General features: G+C 61.3%; 18 protein-coding genes. 10 read left to right on the top strand and 8 right to left on the bottom strand.

From position 1 onward, the window contains the following. Nucleotides 1–76 precede the first annotated feature (76 nt). Nucleotides 77–808: a DNA adenine methylase gene (locus IC235_RS11170; protein ID WP_191005264.1), complete on the top strand. Its 732-nt coding sequence runs from the start codon at nt 77–79 to the stop codon at nt 806–808. 26 nt (nt 809–834) lie between these two features. Here IC235_RS11170 and IC235_RS11175 read toward each other — a convergent pair whose 3' ends face one another. The 8 genes from IC235_RS11175 to IC235_RS11210 form a co-directional block, all read right to left on the bottom strand. Next, nucleotides 835–1,281, bottom strand: a complete 447-nt coding sequence (locus tag IC235_RS11175; protein WP_191005265.1) for a hypothetical protein — start codon at nt 1,279–1,281, stop codon at nt 835–837. Nucleotides 1,282–1,668: 387 nt separating this feature from the next. Beyond that, nucleotides 1,669–3,225, bottom strand: a complete 1,557-nt coding sequence (locus IC235_RS11180) for an Eco57I restriction-modification methylase domain-containing protein (protein WP_191005266.1) — start codon at nt 3,223–3,225, stop codon at nt 1,669–1,671. Beyond that, nucleotides 3,222–4,163, bottom strand: a complete 942-nt coding sequence (locus IC235_RS11185; RefSeq protein ID WP_191005267.1) for a XamI family restriction endonuclease — start codon at nt 4,161–4,163, stop codon at nt 3,222–3,224. Before IC235_RS11185 ends, IC235_RS11180 begins: the two co-directional genes overlap by 4 nt. A gap of 297 nt (nt 4,164–4,460) precedes the next feature. After that, nucleotides 4,461–4,703 (bottom strand): hypothetical protein, encoded by a 243-nt coding sequence (locus IC235_RS11190; RefSeq protein ID WP_191005268.1) that lies wholly within the window; start codon nt 4,701–4,703, stop codon nt 4,461–4,463. A 1-nt stretch (nt 4,704) separates the two neighbouring features. Then, the gene (locus IC235_RS11195) at nt 4,705–4,992 is read right to left on the bottom strand and encodes a M15 family metallopeptidase domain-containing protein (protein ID WP_191005269.1); all 288 of its coding nucleotides are present in this window, start codon (nt 4,990–4,992) and stop codon (nt 4,705–4,707) included. Between the two features lie 66 nt (nt 4,993–5,058). Next, nucleotides 5,059–5,205 carry a hypothetical protein gene (locus tag IC235_RS11200; protein WP_191005270.1) on the bottom strand — a complete coding sequence of 49 codons (147 nt, stop codon included), beginning with the start codon at nt 5,203–5,205 and terminating at the stop codon, nt 5,059–5,061. A 10-nt stretch (nt 5,206–5,215) separates the two neighbouring features. Beyond that, nucleotides 5,216–5,533: a hypothetical protein gene (locus IC235_RS11205; protein ID WP_191005271.1), complete on the bottom strand. Its 318-nt coding sequence runs from the start codon at nt 5,531–5,533 to the stop codon at nt 5,216–5,218. A 1,165-nt stretch (nt 5,534–6,698) separates the two neighbouring features. After that, the gene (locus IC235_RS11210) at nt 6,699–7,127 is read right to left on the bottom strand and encodes an SLOG family protein (protein WP_223847229.1); all 429 of its coding nucleotides are present in this window, start codon (nt 7,125–7,127) and stop codon (nt 6,699–6,701) included. A gap of 509 nt (nt 7,128–7,636) precedes the next feature. Between IC235_RS11210 and IC235_RS11215 the strand changes: the two genes are divergently transcribed. From IC235_RS11215 to IC235_RS11255, 9 genes are all read left to right on the top strand, one after another. Further along, on the top strand, nt 7,637–7,855 hold the full coding sequence (locus IC235_RS11215) for a hypothetical protein (RefSeq protein WP_191005272.1): 219 nt from the start codon (nt 7,637–7,639) through the stop codon (nt 7,853–7,855). A gap of 2 nt (nt 7,856–7,857) precedes the next feature. Beyond that, complete coding sequence (locus tag IC235_RS11220) at nt 7,858–8,037, top strand: SymE family type I addiction module toxin (protein WP_191005273.1); 180 nt, start codon at nt 7,858–7,860, stop codon at nt 8,035–8,037. 48 nt (nt 8,038–8,085) lie between these two features. Beyond that, nucleotides 8,086–8,475, top strand: coding sequence for a hypothetical protein (locus IC235_RS11225; RefSeq protein WP_191005274.1), 390 nt, complete (start codon nt 8,086–8,088; stop codon nt 8,473–8,475). A gap of 78 nt (nt 8,476–8,553) precedes the next feature. Further along, nucleotides 8,554–9,255 (top strand): hypothetical protein, encoded by a 702-nt coding sequence (locus tag IC235_RS11230; protein ID WP_191005275.1) that lies wholly within the window; start codon nt 8,554–8,556, stop codon nt 9,253–9,255. A 68-nt stretch (nt 9,256–9,323) separates the two neighbouring features. Continuing rightward, a complete protein-coding gene (locus IC235_RS11235) occupies nt 9,324–9,761 on the top strand; it encodes a hypothetical protein (RefSeq protein WP_191005276.1) in 438 nt (145 codons plus the stop codon). Between the two features lie 4 nt (nt 9,762–9,765). Beyond that, nucleotides 9,766–10,485: a PD-(D/E)XK nuclease-like domain-containing protein gene (locus IC235_RS11240; RefSeq protein ID WP_191005277.1), complete on the top strand. Its 720-nt coding sequence runs from the start codon at nt 9,766–9,768 to the stop codon at nt 10,483–10,485. Between the two features lie 645 nt (nt 10,486–11,130). Then, complete coding sequence (locus IC235_RS11245) at nt 11,131–11,505, top strand: RHS repeat domain-containing protein (protein WP_317173561.1); 375 nt, start codon at nt 11,131–11,133, stop codon at nt 11,503–11,505. Between the two features lie 60 nt (nt 11,506–11,565). Beyond that, nucleotides 11,566–17,181 carry a DUF6443 domain-containing protein gene (locus tag IC235_RS11250; RefSeq protein WP_191005279.1) on the top strand — a complete coding sequence of 1,872 codons (5,616 nt, stop codon included), beginning with the start codon at nt 11,566–11,568 and terminating at the stop codon, nt 17,179–17,181. Beyond that, nucleotides 17,181–17,564, top strand: coding sequence for an Imm44 family immunity protein (locus tag IC235_RS11255; RefSeq protein ID WP_191005280.1), 384 nt, complete (start codon nt 17,181–17,183; stop codon nt 17,562–17,564). Before IC235_RS11250 ends, IC235_RS11255 begins: the two co-directional genes overlap by 1 nt. Nucleotides 17,565–17,582: the final 18 nt, after the last annotated feature.

Raw genomic sequence — 17,582 nt, forward strand, 5'->3', positions numbered from 1 at the left:
GCTGCTCCAGCACAACCTTATCTGACGAGCCTACCAGGGCTCACCACCACTTACGACGAGCCAGCCCCTTACCGCCATGATTAAGATTCCCGGCCTAAATACCTACTTCGGCGGCAAAGGCGGCAGTGGTACCTACCAGCGTATCATCAACCACATTCGGCCACATGACACGCTGGTAATCCCCTTCGCCGGTAACTGCGCCGTCACCCGCGCAATCAAGTGGCCCGGCCGCGTACTCATCAACGACCTCGATACGGCGGTGGGCGACGCCTGGCGCGCCGCCAACCTCGGCCCGCGCCTGGAGGTGTACAACCTCCCCGCCCTCGATTTCATCCGCAACGCCATCCAGAGCCCCCGCGTCGGCCGCCTCGTTATCTACTGCGACCCACCCTACCCACTAGACAGCCGCAAGAGTTCCAAACTAATCTACAACCACGAGATGACCCACGAGCAACACGTCGAATTGCTCGACGCCATCCGCTGGCTCTGCGTCGACTGCCTCGTCAGCACCTACCCCAACGACCTATACGCCCAACAGCTCAGCCACTGGCACCGCACCGAGTTCCAGAGCATGACCCGCAAAGGCCCCGCCACCGAGTGGCTGTTCTACAACTATCCCACGCCAACGGTGCTGCACGATGACTGCTTTAGCGGCGAGAACTACCGCACCCGCGAGTACACCAAGCGCAAGGCCGCCCGCTGGGTAGCCCGCTACAAAGCCATGCCGCCACACGAGCAGCAGCGCATCTTGGGCCAGATTTTGGAAAATACACCGCCAGTCTTATTGAAGCAACTTATGGCCAATTAACAGCATTGCTAAAGGAGAAACAATAACTACTGACCTTCTATTCCATATGTGTGCTTGCAATGTGCCTTATGCTTTTGATACTCTTGTTTATGTTCCTTAAGCTCGGGAAATCTGTCGAATTCGCTGTCAGCAGCTTCCCAAGCTCTTATTTCCCGGCTACATACAGAACCGGGGTCTTTACTGTTTATGTCTGTTATGCTACAGTCTCTCTTGATAGGGTCTAACAAATGGCCTATTTCGTGCATCAATTCGTAAATAATAATCCGTTTGCACTCAAAGGAGTTGTCGATGCGTATTGTACTGGACTTGTCGATTTCTGAGCCTAGTCCATTTCTGTTTTCAAGCAGGATTAAAACAGGCTTTTCATAAGCCTTTTTTATCAAGTATTCTAGACACTCATCAAACTGTGATTCATGGACTGCATCCTTGAACTCCTGTATCTTTTTAATGATACTCTCTTCTCTAGTAAGCATGTATAAAGATAGTTATGCAAAAAATTGAAGCGCCATCAGAGTAAGCGCACAGCCGAACACCAAGCCTGGCCAATCGGCATCGTTTACGACGGTACTCGAAACTATTCCAACTGTGAAGCGGGTTGCATCCTAAATCCCAAATATTTTGGGTAGTCTTAACCAAAACAACAATACGTTATGCCTATCAAGCCCGGCCCCAAGCCTAAAAAAGAAGACGGCACAGATGACCGCAGAAGAAGGGTGACTCCAGAAGTTCAGCCGAAACACCCATCGCTGAAGCCACATAAACACCAGCCTGGCAAATAGTGTTTACCTTCTCATTCAGCCCTTTTTTTTTCAATCATTTAAAGTTGATGAAAAAGGGCTGAGCTTTTGCTTTACACTGATTTATGAGATAAGAGTAAGAGCCTTTGTTGGTTGAAGTAATTCAAATAACGCGCTGACTGGCACGTTGCCCAACTCAGAAGGCTCAATTTTTTCTAAGCCACCGCCGTAGGTCCGCCCTTCATTTACCAGGTCGGCCGTGGTAATGGCGGACAGGGCCTTCCACACCAGGGCCAGTAGCTCCGGGTGCTGCCGCGCCCGGTTACGCCAAAACGCTTTCGGGTAGAGCATCAAAAACGAGTTGGTGGCCACTGCCTTCGATTCATTTAGAATGAAGCGAAACGGCCCACCGTCTTTTCCCCCACGGCCCATGTAGGTGCATAAAATGGGGGCTGGTTCCCGCGCTTCTTGCAGGTACCAGAGCTTGCGGCTGTTGCAGAGGTATTTCTTGCTAACGGTTCCAATGCCGGTTTGCAGGTACGCCCACGCCTGGGGCTGCTGCACCGCTAATTCCTCCGGCGGTTGCCGGCAATTGAGCAGAAACAGTTGCTCCACGTTCAACGGATACCCCGCTGCATCGCCGTGGATGACGTCGCTTTTCACATAGCGCGGGCTGGGCATAACAGGTGTCAGCACCTCAGCCGGTAGGCCGTGCTGCTGGACCTGCTCGGCTGTGAGCACAAAGAAGCTGTTGTCGCCGGTGGCCAGGCCCCGCTTCACGTCGAAAAAGTCTTTGAGCACTGGCAGCGGCCCAACCACCGGCACCGCTGCGGCCACGTCCACATCGCGGGCACCGTTGCGAATGTCCCGGGTCCACTTGGTTGCGGGGTCCAAATCACCGTGCGCGACGGTTCGGCTGTGGGTGGGCGTGAGCAGTGAGCCGCCGTAGCTCAGCTCTACCCGGCTGTTAGCCGTAGGGCGTCCTTTGCGGTACCACACCACGGCCGACGACACCAGCGCGTCGTCGAACTGCACTTGCTCACTCTCGAATAAGTGAATCCGGGTCAGCTGCACCTGCTCCAAGAGAAAGCGCTTCACCACTACCCCGTAATTAACGTCCAGGAACTCGCTGGGCACGAGGTAAGCGGCCACGCCGGTATCGCTTAGCCAGGCTTCCCCTAGCATCATGAAGTAGTTATAAAGCCCGGTCAGGCCACTCGGCCGGGTGCCTCCGTAACGCTGCACCACGGCATCAGCCAGGGCAACCTTCTTCGCGGCTACCAGGTGATGATGACGCACGTAAGGCGGGTTGCAAAGCAGCAAATCAAACGGCTCCGGCGTGGCTTCGGTAAAGTCCGTCATTCGCAGTTCTAGGGCGTTTGGCGCGTACAATGCGGCGGCCGGAACTCCGTAATGGGGGTCCACTTCGTAGCCCACTGCCTGCGTAATAAGGTACTCCCCTGCCTGCTCTAGCAGACTATTGAAGAAAGCGCCGGTGCCAAATCCCGGTTCCAGGTAACGAATTTCGGTTTGAGGCAACAAGCTCAGCCCGTAGCGCACCACTTCATCAGCCACGCGGGGCGGGGTCGCAAATTGCCCTAGCTTGTTGCGCCCCAGGTTCGTTTTGGCGGCATCGAGGCCGCGCAGCATGGTCAGCCGCTGGTCTTGCAGTATGCTCATAGCCCCATCAGCGCAAAATCCTCTACCCGGTGCTCCCATACCCAATCCAAGCCCTCCTGCGCACTGTACCCTAGGTACGCGCCATCGAAGTAGCCGCATAGAAATAACACCAGGCGCACGTCCTCGCCGTAGGTGTTCTTCAGCATCGTAAACTTCTGCGCCTCTTCCTTCCGGCGCTTGTTGACGTTGGCAAAGTCGCCGGCCGACTTCGCTTCCACCAACAACGGAAAGTCCGTCACGGCCGCGCTTAGTGGCTTAATGACTGCATCCACCGGGATTTTCACGGTCAGGCTGCCTTGGTCGACGGGCACGTCCATTCGGAAAGAGAAGGTGCCGGGCGGCATGGTCTGCGCGGTAAAGCCATGCGCGCTAGCCAGCTTCTTGTAGCCGCGTGCTGTTAGCCAGGCTTCGATGTACGCTAGTTGCCGCACTTCCTGGGCGTTGCGGATAATAGGGTTGGTCAAGGCTCCGCAATAGCGGTCGGCTACTACCGTCGCCGCCCGGTGTGCGTCGCCTGCATCCGGCGTTGCCGGGCTGCCAATCCACGGAAACACGTCCCGGTCTAACAGCCGGTCAATGATGTTAATTATCTGCCCTAGATGCGCTGGCGTGGTGTTTCGGGCTAATGCCTGCCGCTTCTCTATCGAGGTAATGATGCCCTTCGGCACGCCTGATAAACCCACGAGGCGGTCAACCGCTAACGGTGGGCAAGTGCTGTGCCGTAGCACCGGCAACATACTGGGGTTGGCCCGCAGGCTGATTAGGGTAATGTCCCGTAGAAAATCAGTGTCTTTAAATGCTTTCTCAACAAACTTGGTCGCCTCTATTCGACTGTCCCGAAATGCTTTCGGGGCAAAATTCATGAACCAATCGTTGTATAAATCGACGGAAGCGTTGGTGTCTTTCTTCCATTGCAGCGGTTTATCGCTATTCACCATGTGGACTTGCTTAGCAGGGTTTGGCGTAAAAGTACCAGATTAAGCGTGGCTAGCCAGTCGGACATCATGCCCGGCCAGTTGACCTCATAAGTTTCAGGTGGTGGAGCAGGAGCAAGCAAAAGCAGCAGTATTTTGCTTGCTCCTGCTCCACCATCCTACTGCTCACCACCAGCCCGCCCAAACCCAGGCCCGCATACCTCTGCCAAGGCAGTGCCTCCTACGCCTACCACAGCACCACCCGATGCGATGGCTTGGCTTGGTGCACAAGCGAAGTAAAGCAAGTCACCGAGGCCCAAGCTAAGAAGCTCGGCCGCCGCCCATGCCGCCGGTGTCACTAAGCATCTGATAAGAAAAGCCCATTTCCTTTACACGTTCCGTCTGGCGTGTAAAGAAAACGGGCTTTTGTTTACAGATGCTTCTTACTTCGACACCTGATTTTTCTTCCGGTCCAGAATGGCCGAAATAGCCACAATGGCCACCTGTGCAATGATTCGCCACATAATCAGAAAGGGAAAAGATAAAAGCTGGAATCCCGGCCAACTCATCCGGTAAGCTCAAAATGTGGCCAGTCGTGCAACTGTTGGTCATCGGTGCACCCGTCGTGGTCCCAGTCGCCGCCCCATACCACCCGTGCATTGGCCGCAAGCATCAGCCGCGAAAACAACAGCAGTGCCCCAGCGTCCCACTTCACCGAGCCATCCGGCTGCAGCAACGCCACATCCAGCGCCCAACTCGGCAGCTTGTTATGGTTCGAAGTGCCTGCCTTCTGGTAGGTGACGATCCGCCCCGCCTCAGATGCCCCCGCCGGAAATACAGGCAGGTGCGCCACCACCCGCAACTTATTCAGCGTAGCAAACGAGTACAGCTTCGGCCGGCCCTGCGCGTAGTAAGCGGCCTAGGTAGCGTTGGACCGGTAGCTCTCGGTGATGATGGGTAGCCCCAGTAGCATCAACTTCCGGTCGCCCATCCACCGCCCCAACGCAACAGCATAGGCTTTCGATAGCTCAGGCCGCACCTGGGCCAGCCGCGTTGCCTGCGTCATTGCCTGGAATTTACTGAGCGCTACCATCAGCAGCCGGAACTGAGACTGGCGAAATAACCGAACCCGTAGGAACTACCGCCGCCGAAATAACGGGCACCACGTCAGCCGGTACCTGAACCACCGCTTGCGGCTGCTGTAACGCCTTGCGGATAGTCGCCCAGATGGTCACTACGCCTACCAACAACTGAATGATAACCGCCCCCCACGCCTGAACCTGGTTAGGCGTCGGCGGCGTCAGATTGTTCACTACCACTTCGCCGAGGAAGCCGCCACTAAGAATTTGGCCTACATGACCAATTTTGTTGCTGCTGAAAAGCATGAATGGCATGAGTTGGTGCGTATTAATATTTGCGTAAATATGTACGACAAAAGTAGGTACATAGATACCAAAAGACGAGTACTTATTTTCATTGCTTGAATTTCACTTTTCAGTAGTGGGGCGCATCCCCCTCCGCTCCCGCTGGTCGCTCCGGGGGGCGGGCTGTCCAGGGGTCCGCTTCGCTCCCGTGCTGCGCACCCGGCCGGGGCCCGCTGCTCGACGATACTGCCCGCCACAATGGTAGCAGCTGCGACAGCCCCGCCCGGCCCTTCCTATCCCTTGCGCTTGCTATTGATGCTTGGCGCTACACCGGAATCACCGATAGCGGGCCAGGCCGCGCCGGAAAAGGCGCCGCCCGTCCCTACCGCAACCCACCGCCCCGGCCCGCCTCCCTCCGCGTGGGCATGGTGGACTACGCTCCGTGCCTTCGCTTGCCACCACACCCACGCTCCGGTCGGCCGGCCTCTCACCACCGCACCGATTCAAGGGTTACCACAGGTCGTTCAGGCGTGGGAATGTGGAAAAGGCTACCCACAACAGCCCACCGCACGCTTTTCCACATTCCCACACCACAGGCCGGCCAACGCTCCGGGGGCCAGCTTGGGCTAAGGCCCGCGCCCCCTTCGCTCACCGCAACCACAGAGACTGAAGAAACAGCCACAGACGCCACGCCAAAAGCCCAGACGCCAACCCACCGCACTGGCCCAGGTTGCCAATCCGCAAGGTCGCCGGCTCCTCGCGTCGCCACCTCCCATGCGGGGCCCCCTGGCCGTTTCCCACGCGCATCTTGCGGCAACAGCGGCTGAAAGCGGCGGCAGCGGCTACCAGAACGGCGCGGACGTCGGCCCCCGCTCACAGCCTGCGCGCCGATGCCGGCGCTGGGCATTTGGCTCATGTCGCTCCGCGCACATTTCCGCCTAGGGCGTCCGCTGCGCGGGGCTAGCATTTAGGGGTAGCAGGTCGGCCGCGACGGTAGGTAGCCGTTTTTGCGGTCTGGCATCACGCAGGCAGTACGTTCAGCAGTCGGGTGGGGCGTTTCAGGGCTGGCGGTTTTGCGTCGCGTGGCGGGCTTATTTTCGTGTTGATCTCAGCTGCCACCACCAGGGCCGCCGTGGGCCTGCCTCGTTGAGCGGGGCGGTAGGTGCCGGCATGGCCACCACCGCCGCCCATGAAGCTACAGGCCCAGCCCGCCTGGCACCGGGGCCGTGCTGGGCGCCGGCTGTAGCAGCCACTCTAGGGGCTTGCCCAGCTTGGCCGCCTTACGAGCCGCGTCCAGGGTCCCGCGGCTCTCACCGTCCCACACCACTAGCACTAGGTCGGCATCTTTCACCACTAGCAGGTTCCGCACCAGCGGAGCTCCGGCTCCGTGGGCGCGGTAGTCAGGCCGGTGCACCCGCAGCGGCACCCGGGTGCCTTGTGCCCAACCAGCCGCTTGCCCGTCCACGCCCTCGGCCCCGCCGCTTACCACCATTGCCAGCCGACCAGCATCGTGCAACTCACGCAGCCGCCAGGTCAGCTCATGGCAGTAGTCCACACTCCGGCTACCCACCACCGCCACCACCAGGCCGCGCATGGTACCAGCCCCATTTTGTATATTTTTCATACTACAAGTTGCGCACTTTTTACGTCTTTTGCTACACATATTTTACATATATTTTTATGCATTTATGCATCCTTTTTGGTGTACTTTGCGTATATTTGTATGTAGTCCGGGAGAGGCCTGGACGCCAGCGCTGCACCGGTGGGCCCCCGGCCAGTAGCGCATCCCACGGCTAACCCATACAGCCATGTTGCACACCCCTTGCCCCCGCACCGCTGCCGCTTTGGCCCGTTGCCAGGTCCGCGCTCGCCGCTCCTCGCTTTGGGGCAGCTTCATTATTCGCACCGCAGAGCGCCGTCGCGCCGGCCTCGTAGCCTCCGCCAGTTGCTACGCGCTGGCTGCCTTCAGTGAGCGCTTTGGCTTGTGGGCCTTCTATCCTGCCTGTTGGGCCGCTGGCCACGTGCAGGCGACCAGCGTCGCCCAGGTCACTTGTGCCGCTTGTGGTGAGTCAGCAGACCTATTACACCAGTGCCGTTGCTGCTATGTGCCTGCTCAAGCCGCCCGCTTTGCTCATGTCTAGCACTGCCATCGCGCCCGCCGCCTTCGCTCAGGAAACGGCCCAGGTCCGCATCGTCGCCGCTTGGGCCCGCTTAGAGGAAATCCTAGCCCAACTGCCACCGCCGCGCCCGCTCCCCACCGCTCAGGGCCGCAGCCACACGCTAGCCCCGCTCATCACTAACCCGCTCGATCACCCCGCCACCGACCCCGACCGCTGGGCGCAATTCATATAGCCATGCAAGCCCGCCGCATCAAAGTCACCCCACACTACCGCCAGCTTCATCCGCGAGTCCGCATCACGTCCAAGCTCATGCTCCAAGGCAACTGGCTAGAGGCCGCCGGCTTCGCTCCCGGCACAATAGCCACAATTGAAGTACAGGCCGGCCGCCTGGTCATCACTCCCGCCACCACCTAGCCACCAGGCCCGCGCCCCCTACCGGCGCGGGCCACAACCGCTCCCGCCATGATTGCCCGCATTTCGCCCGCATTCCCCAAGTTGGCCGCCGCCTGCTTTCCCGTGCCCGGATGCATGGTGCGCGGCTACGCCAAGGCTGCCGGCTACTGTGTCACGCTCTTTCCGCCCCAGCCGTGGGCAGGCCCCGCGGGCTATCCAGGGAGTGGTGCCACCTGCTACGAGGCCCTGGCCGCCGCCGTGCAGTTGTTCCACGAATCGGCCCACGCCTACCCTGACGCCCGCCTGCTTGCCGCCGCAGGCAGCTACTCCCCGCCGCAACCGCCGCAGGATTTCCCCGGCGACGATGAGCCAGAGAGCACCGACGACAAGGAGGAAGAAGGGGGCGAAGCCTTCTATGAGCCTACGCCAGCCTGGGCACCAGAAGAATACGACGACTAGCAGTACCCACGCCACCAACGGCATAGGGGCCGGCCGACAACAGGCCCCACTTTTTCACCAACCCCAGCAACCGCCCCAATGGCAACCACCAAACAAGTCGCAGCCAGCGCCGCAGCAGCCGCGCCCGCCGCAACAGCTACCCCCAGCCGCGCCTACCTCACCCCCTCGGTGGATGAGGCCAGCGGCGAAGTAGTAGAAGTATCACGCTTCAAATACCTGCCAGGCCACCCGCGCCAGATTCGCGCGGACCTAAAAGCCGGGGTGTTCAACGTCAACGGGCAAGAGGTGCTGGGCAAGACGCTGACGTTTATTCCCGTCGCCCTGCGCATCTTCTCGGATAACATCCTGAATATGGGCCGCAAAGTATGGGCCGAGCTGTTTTTTATCGACAAGTCAGGGGCTGTTTGCGCCGTGCTGTTCCACGGCTACAGCGTCGAGAACCTGCAAAAGCTGAACGCCAGCCTGTTTTACGACGACCTGAACCTAACCGACGTGGAGCTAACCGTTACCCCCGTCAAGAAGCAAACCGAGAAGGACGGTAAGCCCGCCACCTACTTCATTGCCGAGTTCAGCTACAAGCCCGCCGACCCCGCCGAGGTGCGGGCCCGCCAGGAGTTTGCCGAAGATTTCGACCTCTACCGCGAGGAAACGCTTACCGGCATGGCCGATATGCGCATCGTGCAGGGCTACCGCATCCCCGAGGGCTACCAATTCCCCGAGCAGCGGGCCGCCAAGCAACTCCCCGCGTCGACCACCGCCGAAGCCACCCAGGCCGCTTAGGGCCGCAAGGGCTGCAACTGCCACAAGTTGCGGCCCCTGCTTTTAGTAAGCAGCAACAACCCGTCAGTATGGAGCGCAGCAGTAAGTTTCCGAACCTGTCCCGCTACTGTTTCGCGTGGGAGTGGCTGGCTCAGTTTCGCGTCTATAAGCCCGCCAAACAGAAAAAAGAATGGATAGACTGGGCCGAGGGGCTACTAGCCGAAGATGCCGCCGAGTGCCGCCGTCTGGTAGCGCGACACTGCCAGGAAAAGGGCTGGAAGCTGCGGGAGCTCTATTTCGTGAAGCCGTATCGTCTGGCCTTCTGTTTCGACCGTGACGCGCCTGGTGACGAGTTCCTGAGCCCCGAAGAGCAGCGCAATGTTTGCCCAACACCAGCCGCCGAGGGCATCGAATGGAAGCCTAAAACAGCCGCCCAGCTACAACAGGAAAAGGCCCAGGCCAGAGAGCGGCAGCGACTACAACAACAATTCCCCTTACTGGCCGACATACTGGCCCCCACTCTTTAGCTTCATGTTCACCAACCTCACCCACCACCCCGCCATCACCCAGGAGCAGCACCGCGCCCTGCCCTTCGTGAGCAATACCGACCTGAGCCGCCTCGCCGATGAGCTCCTGGGCCGGCCGCAGCGTGATTGCGCCGCCGCCTTCGCCTTCGGCACTCACTTTCACGGCGCCACCCTGGAGCCGCGTCTGTTTACCCCCACCAATGACCAGGACCCCGTCGACCACCGCCAGCGCCAGCAAGCCGCGCGGCTGGCCGCCGCCATCCGCCGCCGGCGCTACCCGCGCCACGTCCTCTATCTAGGCCAAGCCGAGCAGTCGTACACGGCAACCCACGAGGCGACGGGCATCACGGTGAAGGTCCGGCCAGATCTGCTCATCGACAGCCCCAAGCGTCGCCGCCGTACACTTATTGATTTCAAAACCACGAGCTGCAAAGACTTACCCCAATTTCTAACCACCGTCGAGCAGTACGGTTACGATCGCCAAGCCGCGCTATACGCCGACGTTCTGGGCGCGCACCGCGTGGTACTCATTGCTGTGCAGAAAAAGGCATCAAAAGGCCAAGAGCCGCAGGTATGGGTAGTTGAGTTGAGCATGACACAAATGGAGACAGGGCGCAAGAAGTATAGCAAGTTGCTGCGGTGCTACGCCGAGCAGCAGATGGAGCAGCAGTTGGTAAAGGTGCTGGCTAAGGGCTTCGGGGGGGCTAAGCTGGTAGCGGCATAAGCAGGCCAATCAAAGCACAAAGAGAAAAAATGTTGCGGAGCATTGGGCAAGTTGTCCTAGTGGGCAGGCAGAAGCTGTGGCTATACATCAGCCGAGCGAAAACCACTAGGCAGCAAAAGGTGTAGGTTGGAAGCTGATGGGCCTGGGAACTGAGAAGTTGCAATGCCAGACCGCTGAACGGCTATTTGCCGCCGTCGCCCTACTCAACGTCGTGGCCAGCCGCAGTCGACGAGAAAAAACTTGCGCTATTTCTTCCATGACCCGAATTTAACTTAAACACCTTCTCAAACATGCGCTCAGTGACGGTAAGGGAGGGGGCAAAAGCGAAGAGACGGAGAATAACGATAAACGACTTACTAGTTGAAGACTGACCAAGGTCATAGGATGAATTTATTAGATATCATAATTCTCATTATCAAGATAATAATAACCGATAGATTAGATTTTAATCTTACTGAATTAAATAATATTTATAACGATTGAAAAGAGCTTAACTTGCGCTCATTAATCCGTGCTTCTACCAGGGGCAGTGTTTTCCTGCACAGATACCTGACGCCCATGCTCTTGAGCAGTTTACTCTCTGCCGTTTCCGCAACTTTTCAGTGTCGCTCTGGGGCGGCTGGGGACTATGAAGCTTCCTTTTGGGTGCGGGGCCAGGTCCTGCCGAACGTGTCGCTGAGTGGCGGCCATCAGCTCGACAGCGGTCCGCAGCTAATAACCACTGCCCCCGGTGGCTGGCAAAGGTACCGTACCCGCCTGCAATTTACCGCCCCCGGCCGCCTCATCCTAGGGCCCCCATCCGCAGGAGCCTCGGCGATACTGGATGAGCTGCGTTTACATCCAGTGGACGCGCAACTGACCACCTACACCTACCAGCCGCTGGTGGGGGTGACCTCGCAAACCGACCCGACGGGCCGCACCCTATTCTATGAGTACGACGGACTGGGCCGCCTGCTGCGCACCCGCGACGAGCAAGCGCGCATCCTCTCCCAGCAGCAGCACCACTACGCCGGCCACTAAGCCCCGGCCGCACCACTTTCTTTTTGCTTCTCTTCGCCTGGTTCCCTTCGTTAGATCGTTATGACTGCTCTTTATTCTTTCCCGCGCGCCGGTGGGCGCTTGGCGCTGATCATTTTATTGGCGCTGGCTGCTATCCTGGGGGCGCAGGCCCAAACGGTGCCGCCGGACCAGGGGTTGGTGGCCGACACGACCGAGCTGCGGGTGCTACGCCAGTTCTATTACGCCACCAACGGCCCGCAGTGGTGGCGCCAGGACAACTGGCTCCGCGGCACCACCCTGGACCAGGCCGCCACCTGGTACGGGGTGACGGTGAGCGAGGGCGACGTAGTCCAGCTCGTGCTGAGAAGCAATAACCTGCACGGGCCCCTGCCCGCCAGCCTGGGCCTGCTCACCCACCTGCAGCTGCTCCACCTGAGCAAGAACCACCTCACCGGCCCGCTGCCCGAGGCCTGGGGCACGCTCACGGCCCTGGCCGACCTGGACTTGGCCGCCAACGAGCTCAGCGGGGACTTGCCCGCCGCCCTGAGCCAGTGCACGCGCCTGAGTTACCTGAACCTGGCCCGCAACCGCATCACGGGCTCGCTACGGCCGCTGGCAGACCTCATGAATCTGTCCTCGGTCAACCTGATTGGCAACCAGCTCAGCGGGCCGCTACCGGCCGAGCTCTGGCAGCTGCCCCGGCTCATTGACCTCGATCTGAGCGTCAACCAGCTCACTGGCCCGCTGCCCCCCACGCTCGGAGCCCGCAGTATGCTCCAGTCCCTGAGCCTGAGTGGCAACCGCCTCACGGGCACGCTGCCGGCGGCCGTGCTCACCGGCCCGGCCCTGCGCTCGCTCAGGCTGGCCGACAACGAGCTGACCGGCATTGAGGAACTGGGCGGGACCACGGGGCGGGGCGCTTTCCTGGACGTGCAGGGCAACCGGCTCGGCTTTGCCAGCCTCGAGCGCCTCTACCAAGGTCCGGGGCAAGCGCGGCTGAGCTACGTCGACGCGCGCGGGCAGCGGGCGCCGGAGCGGGTCGACACGGCCACCTACCAGGCCGGGGGGCCGCTCGTGCTGGACGTGCGCCCCTCGGCCGCGCGGCACGTCTACCGCTACCAGTGGCAGCGGCTGGTGGCCGGGGAGTGGGTGAGTATGCCCGGCGATACGCTGGCCACCAAGCGCTGGGAAGCGGCCACGGCGGCCGAGCAGGGCACCTACCGCCGGGCCGAGCGTAACCGCTGGTTCACTAACAGGCCGCTGGCCCCGACCGAGCTCTACTCGGTGATGGTCTATGCCGACCTGCTGCCCTACGCCCCGCTGGCCCGCAACCGCCCCGACGACGCCAACCGGGCCCCGGGCCTGTTCCTGCCCGGCGCTCAGGCCGGGCTCCTCGACCCGAACGCCCCCGTGGCGGAGCTGAACTTCGTGCGCACCTGGACCCCACGCGAGGCGCTGACCGACTCGAGTCGGGTGCCGCGGGCCCCGGTGGATTCGGTGGCCATGCGCACGGTGTACCTCGACGGGCTGGGACGGCCGGTGCAGACGGTGCAGCACCAAGCCTCGCCCCAGCGGCGGGACCTGGTCCAGCCCCAGGCCTACGACGCCCTCGGCCGCGAGCCCCGCCAGTACCTGCCCTACCCGGTCGATTCGGGGCGGGCCACGGCCCAGGGCTACCACGAGCAGGCCCTGGACGACCAAGCGCAGTTCTACCTCCCCGGCCCGCTGGGTCCGTTGCCCGCCACCGACCCGACGCGGGGGGTGGCCCGGACGGGGGTAGCCTACGCTGAAACGCTGTTCGAGCCCTCGCCCCTGAACCGGGTGCTGGCCCAAGCGGCGCCTGGTGAGAGCTGGCAGCTGACCAGCGGGCACGCGCAAGAGCGGCTGGAGCGGCCGAACATGGCCCAGGACTCGGTGCCGCGCTTCGTTCCCGGCTACGGGCCGCAGGACCGGGACCCGGGCTACCAGGGCTACTATGCCCCCGGCGAGCTCTGGGGCGTGCAGACCACCGACGAGCAGACCGGGCCAGGCGGCGGGGGCTATGCTACGATCGAGTGGAAAGACAAACAGGGGCAGACCGTGCTGCGCCAGGTGGAAGGGGCCCGCACGGGCAGCGGGGCGAGCACTCGCCGGCGCTGGCTGCGCACGGCGTACGTCTACGACGACTTCGGCCGCAAGCGCTACGTGCTCCAGCCTGAGGCCACTAAGCGCGTGCTGGTGTTGGGCAACCGGCCGGCCCCGCTGCCGGCCAGCGCCGCGCCCTTCCTGTTCCACTACCGCTATGACGCGCGTGGCCGGGAAATCGCCAAGCAGGTGCCGGGCACGGAGGGGGAGACGTGGGTGGTGTATGACCAACTGGACCGGCCGGTGCTGAGCCAGGACGCGGCCCAGCGGGGGCGGCGGGAGTGGAGCTGGAGCAAGTACGACGTGCTGGGGCGGGTCGTGCTCACCGGCCTGGTGACCCACGCCCAGGCCGTGGACCGCGAGGCCCTGCAGGCGCTGGCTGATGCTACCCCTGACGCGGCCCAGCAATATGAGCAGCGCACGAGCAATGGCAGTGCCTATGCGCATTTCTACACCACCGACCAGGCCTTCCCGCGCCTGGGCCAGCAGGGCTTCGGGCCCGGACAAGTGCTGACGGTCACCTACTACGACGACTACAACTTCGACCAGGACGCGCAGGGCACGGCGGATGTGCAGTACAACCCGAGCCTGGACGGGCAGTTCGCGGCGGGCACGGCGCCGGTGGCCGACGTACTGCGCACCACGGGCCTGGTCACGCGCACCAAGACCCGGGTGCTGGGCGTGGGGGCGACCGAGGCGGGGGCGTGGCTGACGACGAGCACCTTCTACGACGAGCGCGCTCGCCCCGTGCAGGTGCAGGCCACCAACGCCCGCGGCGGCCTGGACCTGGTCACCACCCGCCTGAACTTCTCAGGCCAGCCGGTACAGACGGTGAGCATACACGAAGGCCCAAACCACGCCCCGGTGGTGGTGCGGGAGTTCTTCAGCTACGACCACGCGGGGCGGCTGGTGAGCACGAGCCAGCAACTGCCCGGCGAGGCCCAGCCCACCCCGCTGGCCCGGGTGGGGTACAACGAGCTGGGGCAGTCGTTGACGAAGACCGTGGGCACGGGCCGGCTGCGGCAGGAGGTGGACTATGCCTATAACATCCGCGGCTGGCTGACGAGCGTGAACAACCCCTATGCGCCGGACCCGCAGGACCTGTTCAGCCTGAGCCTGCACTACGAGCGGGGCTTCACCCAAGGCTATGAGCAGTATAACGGGAACCTGACGGGGCAGACCTGGCGGGGGCGCGACGGGGTGCACCGGGCCTATGGCTACGTCTACGACCCGCTCAACCGCCTGCTGCAAGGCGACTTCGTGGCCCGCACGGGCGGCAGCGGCAGCCTAACCGGAGCGTGGCGGGCGGAGGAAGACCGCTACCGGCTCAGCTTCGTCAGCTATGATGACAATGGCAATATCGCCACGCTGCGGCGGCGGGGGCTGCTGGCGGGGGCCACGCGCCTGGGCCCGGCCCAGTACGGGCCGGTGGATGCGCTCACCTACCGCTATGCGGGCAACCGGTTGTTGGCGGTGGACGACCAGGTTACGACCAACCAGTTGCCGCGCCCGCGGGGCTACGAGGGAGCGCCAAGCTCGCTGGCGGGGGACTTCCAGGAGGGCGGCACGCACCTGGGCGAAGAGTATGTGTATGATGCCAACGGGAGCCTGACCCAGGACCGCAACAAGGGCATCAGTGGCATCACCTACAACCACTTGAGCCTGCCCCGGCTGATTCACTTCGGGCAGGGGGCGGACTCGCTGGTCTTCCGCTACTCGGCCACGGGGCAGAAAGTGGCCAAGCTGGTGTATCAGACGGGCAAACCGGTGCAGCGGACGGACTACTTAGGACCGTATCAGTACGAGCAGGACAGCCTGCGCTTCTTTCCCCACGCTGAAGGCCGGGTGCTGCGCTTTGTGAGCGCCAGCAGCGGGGCCGTGCGCTACGAGCGGGAGTACACGCTCAAGGACCATTTGGGCAACTTGCGGCTGGCCTATCGCCTGGGGCAGATGCGCACCTATGTAGCGGGCCTGGAGCCGGGCGAGGCGGAGCGGGAGCGGCGGCAGTTCGACTCGCTCTCGGTCAGCCCGCCCGTGGCTCAGCTCGTCGGGCCCCGGGCTCGCTCGGGCCAGTACGCGGCCAAGCTCAATGCGGGGGGCAGTTCCCCGCAGCCGCTGGGTGCGTTGAAGCAGTTGGCCGTGCAGCGGGGCGATACGGTGAGCGTGATTGCGCCGGGGCTCTACCCACAAGCGGTGCAGCACAACGTGTGGTTCTCGCTAGCCTCGTTCCTGACCGGGCTCTTGCAACCCTCGCCCAGCCAGCCGACGCCGCCCGAGGGGGTACGCCGGGGCGGGCTGCCGTTGCTGCAAGTGGGCGTGGCGGCGGGCTTGGCGGCGGTGCCGCAGCTGAGTGGCGGGGTGCCCCGGGGGTACGTGCGGCTGCTGGTGTTTGATGCGGACAGCAGCCTGGTGAGCCAGCAGACCCAGCAGCTTACCAGCGCGGCGTTGAACAACTATGAGTCGCTGCGCTTGCAAGTGGTCGTGCCGCAGGATGGGTACGTGAGTGCGTATGTGGGTAACGAGAGCAACGTCGACGTCTTCTTTGACGACGTCACCGTCGAGCATCGCCAAGGCCTGCAAGTGCAGGAAACCCAGTACGACCCCACGGGCCTGGAACTGGCTGGGCTTACGCGGGAGATGCCGGGCTTGAAGCCGCTGAACCAGTACCGGTGGAATGGCAAGGAGTTCCAGGCAGACCTGGGGCTGAACTGGACCCAGCTCGACTGGCGCATGTACGACGCCCAACTCAATGACACGCATGTGGTGGACCCCGAGGTGGAGAACGGGCAGGAAAGCCTGTCGCCGTATGCCTTCAGCTTCGATAATGCCGTGCGCTTCAATGACCCCAATGGGCGCTACCCGGGCGAAGGAATTGGGGGCGCGCTGATGGCAGTCGCCGACTTTACCAATGCCTTCGTGAACGCGGTGGTGTCGAATGCGACGACCTTACCTGGGGGCAACCAGTCGGTTGGCAACGGAGTGCCGCGTGTGGCGGCGTACACCCCGGCGGCACACGCGGGCCAGGTCGTCGGTGATTTGGCCAGCGTCGCGCAAGGCATTTGGCAGATGGGGGAGGGGGCCGTGGTAGCCACCACCGGGGCCGTGGGTGGGGTGGCCTTGGCGGAAACCGGTGTGGGGGCTGTGGCGGGGTTTGCCGTAGCGGCCGGGGGCGCAGCCGTTGCGGCTCACGGCGCCAATACAGCTGGCAACGCCATGCATAACCTGCTCAATAGTGATAATGGCCGTGTCTATGCCAGACCTGCCAGGAGGACAGCAGATAAGCCTGCCCATAATAACAAATTGGGCGACCAACCAGCAGAAGGTTATACATTGCGGGACCGAGACACAAAAGGTGTTAACAAATTTGGAGAAACAACCAACGGTGAAAGCAAGAATGGAGCTGGAAACCAAAAAAGGTACTCAAACAGTTATTTAGAGAAGACAAATTCATTCTACCAGAAAGAGGTTGACGGTACGAAAACAGGAATGCACAAATGGCAAACAGAACAAATTCGCAAATACAAAGCAGATAATAATGGGCAGCGCCCGCCACTTAACAAATCGGATTACTGATGATACTCTGGATTAGCGGCATTGTTGAAGCTGAGGTTGGCGATGCTTTTTTTGAAACAATGAAAATTGTTCAATCAGGTCTCAATACAATCACCAAAGAAACTGACTTTGGCAACGCAATTGAAAAAATTAGGGTCGTATTTATCATAAACCGTGACCCTACACCGGAATATAGGAGGTTCGGTAAAAAAGATAAAACACTGGATGCGCGAGCTCGTATCAATTACATTGAATTTCGAGATTCGTCCAAGATGCACCGCATCAGAATGTTTATTGAAACAATAGCTGAAGTTATAGGAAAAACCAATAATTTCAGCAACGAAGAATTTGATAAACAGAGCCTTCTTGTAAGATTGCAAAGTGTCGTCCTACAAAGCAGCTGAGTAGTGGGGTGCCCCGGG

It is taken from the genome of Hymenobacter montanus (assembly GCF_014699115.1).
GTDB lineage: Bacteria > Bacteroidota > Bacteroidia > Cytophagales > Hymenobacteraceae > Hymenobacter > Hymenobacter montanus.

Coding starts and splice junctions, on each gene's coding strand:
- IC235_RS11240 (WP_191005277.1), top strand. CDS start 9,766: ATGTTCACCAACCTCACCCACCACCCCGCCATCACCCAGGAGCAGCAC.
- IC235_RS11235 (WP_191005276.1), top strand. CDS start 9,324: ATGGAGCGCAGCAGTAAGTTTCCGAACCTGTCCCGCTACTGTTTCGCG.
- IC235_RS11205 (WP_191005271.1), bottom strand. CDS start 5,533: ATGCCATTCATGCTTTTCAGCAGCAACAAAATTGGTCATGTAGGCCAA.
- IC235_RS11220 (WP_191005273.1), top strand. CDS start 7,858: ATGCAAGCCCGCCGCATCAAAGTCACCCCACACTACCGCCAGCTTCAT.
- IC235_RS11200 (WP_191005270.1), bottom strand. CDS start 5,205: ATGACGCAGGCAACGCGGCTGGCCCAGGTGCGGCCTGAGCTATCGAAA.
- IC235_RS11180 (WP_191005266.1), bottom strand. CDS start 3,225: ATGAGCATACTGCAAGACCAGCGGCTGACCATGCTGCGCGGCCTCGAT.
- IC235_RS11170 (WP_191005264.1), top strand. CDS start 77: ATGATTAAGATTCCCGGCCTAAATACCTACTTCGGCGGCAAAGGCGGC.
- IC235_RS11225 (WP_191005274.1), top strand. CDS start 8,086: ATGATTGCCCGCATTTCGCCCGCATTCCCCAAGTTGGCCGCCGCCTGC.
- IC235_RS11175 (WP_191005265.1), bottom strand. CDS start 1,281: ATGCTTACTAGAGAAGAGAGTATCATTAAAAAGATACAGGAGTTCAAG.
- IC235_RS11230 (WP_191005275.1), top strand. CDS start 8,554: ATGGCAACCACCAAACAAGTCGCAGCCAGCGCCGCAGCAGCCGCGCCC.
- IC235_RS11255 (WP_191005280.1), top strand. CDS start 17,181: ATGATACTCTGGATTAGCGGCATTGTTGAAGCTGAGGTTGGCGATGCT.
- IC235_RS11210 (WP_223847229.1), bottom strand. CDS start 7,127: ATGAAAAATATACAAAATGGGGCTGGTACCATGCGCGGCCTGGTGGTG.
- IC235_RS11185 (WP_191005267.1), bottom strand. CDS start 4,163: ATGGTGAATAGCGATAAACCGCTGCAATGGAAGAAAGACACCAACGCT.
- IC235_RS11215 (WP_191005272.1), top strand. CDS start 7,637: ATGTCTAGCACTGCCATCGCGCCCGCCGCCTTCGCTCAGGAAACGGCC.
- IC235_RS11250 (WP_191005279.1), top strand. CDS start 11,566: ATGACTGCTCTTTATTCTTTCCCGCGCGCCGGTGGGCGCTTGGCGCTG.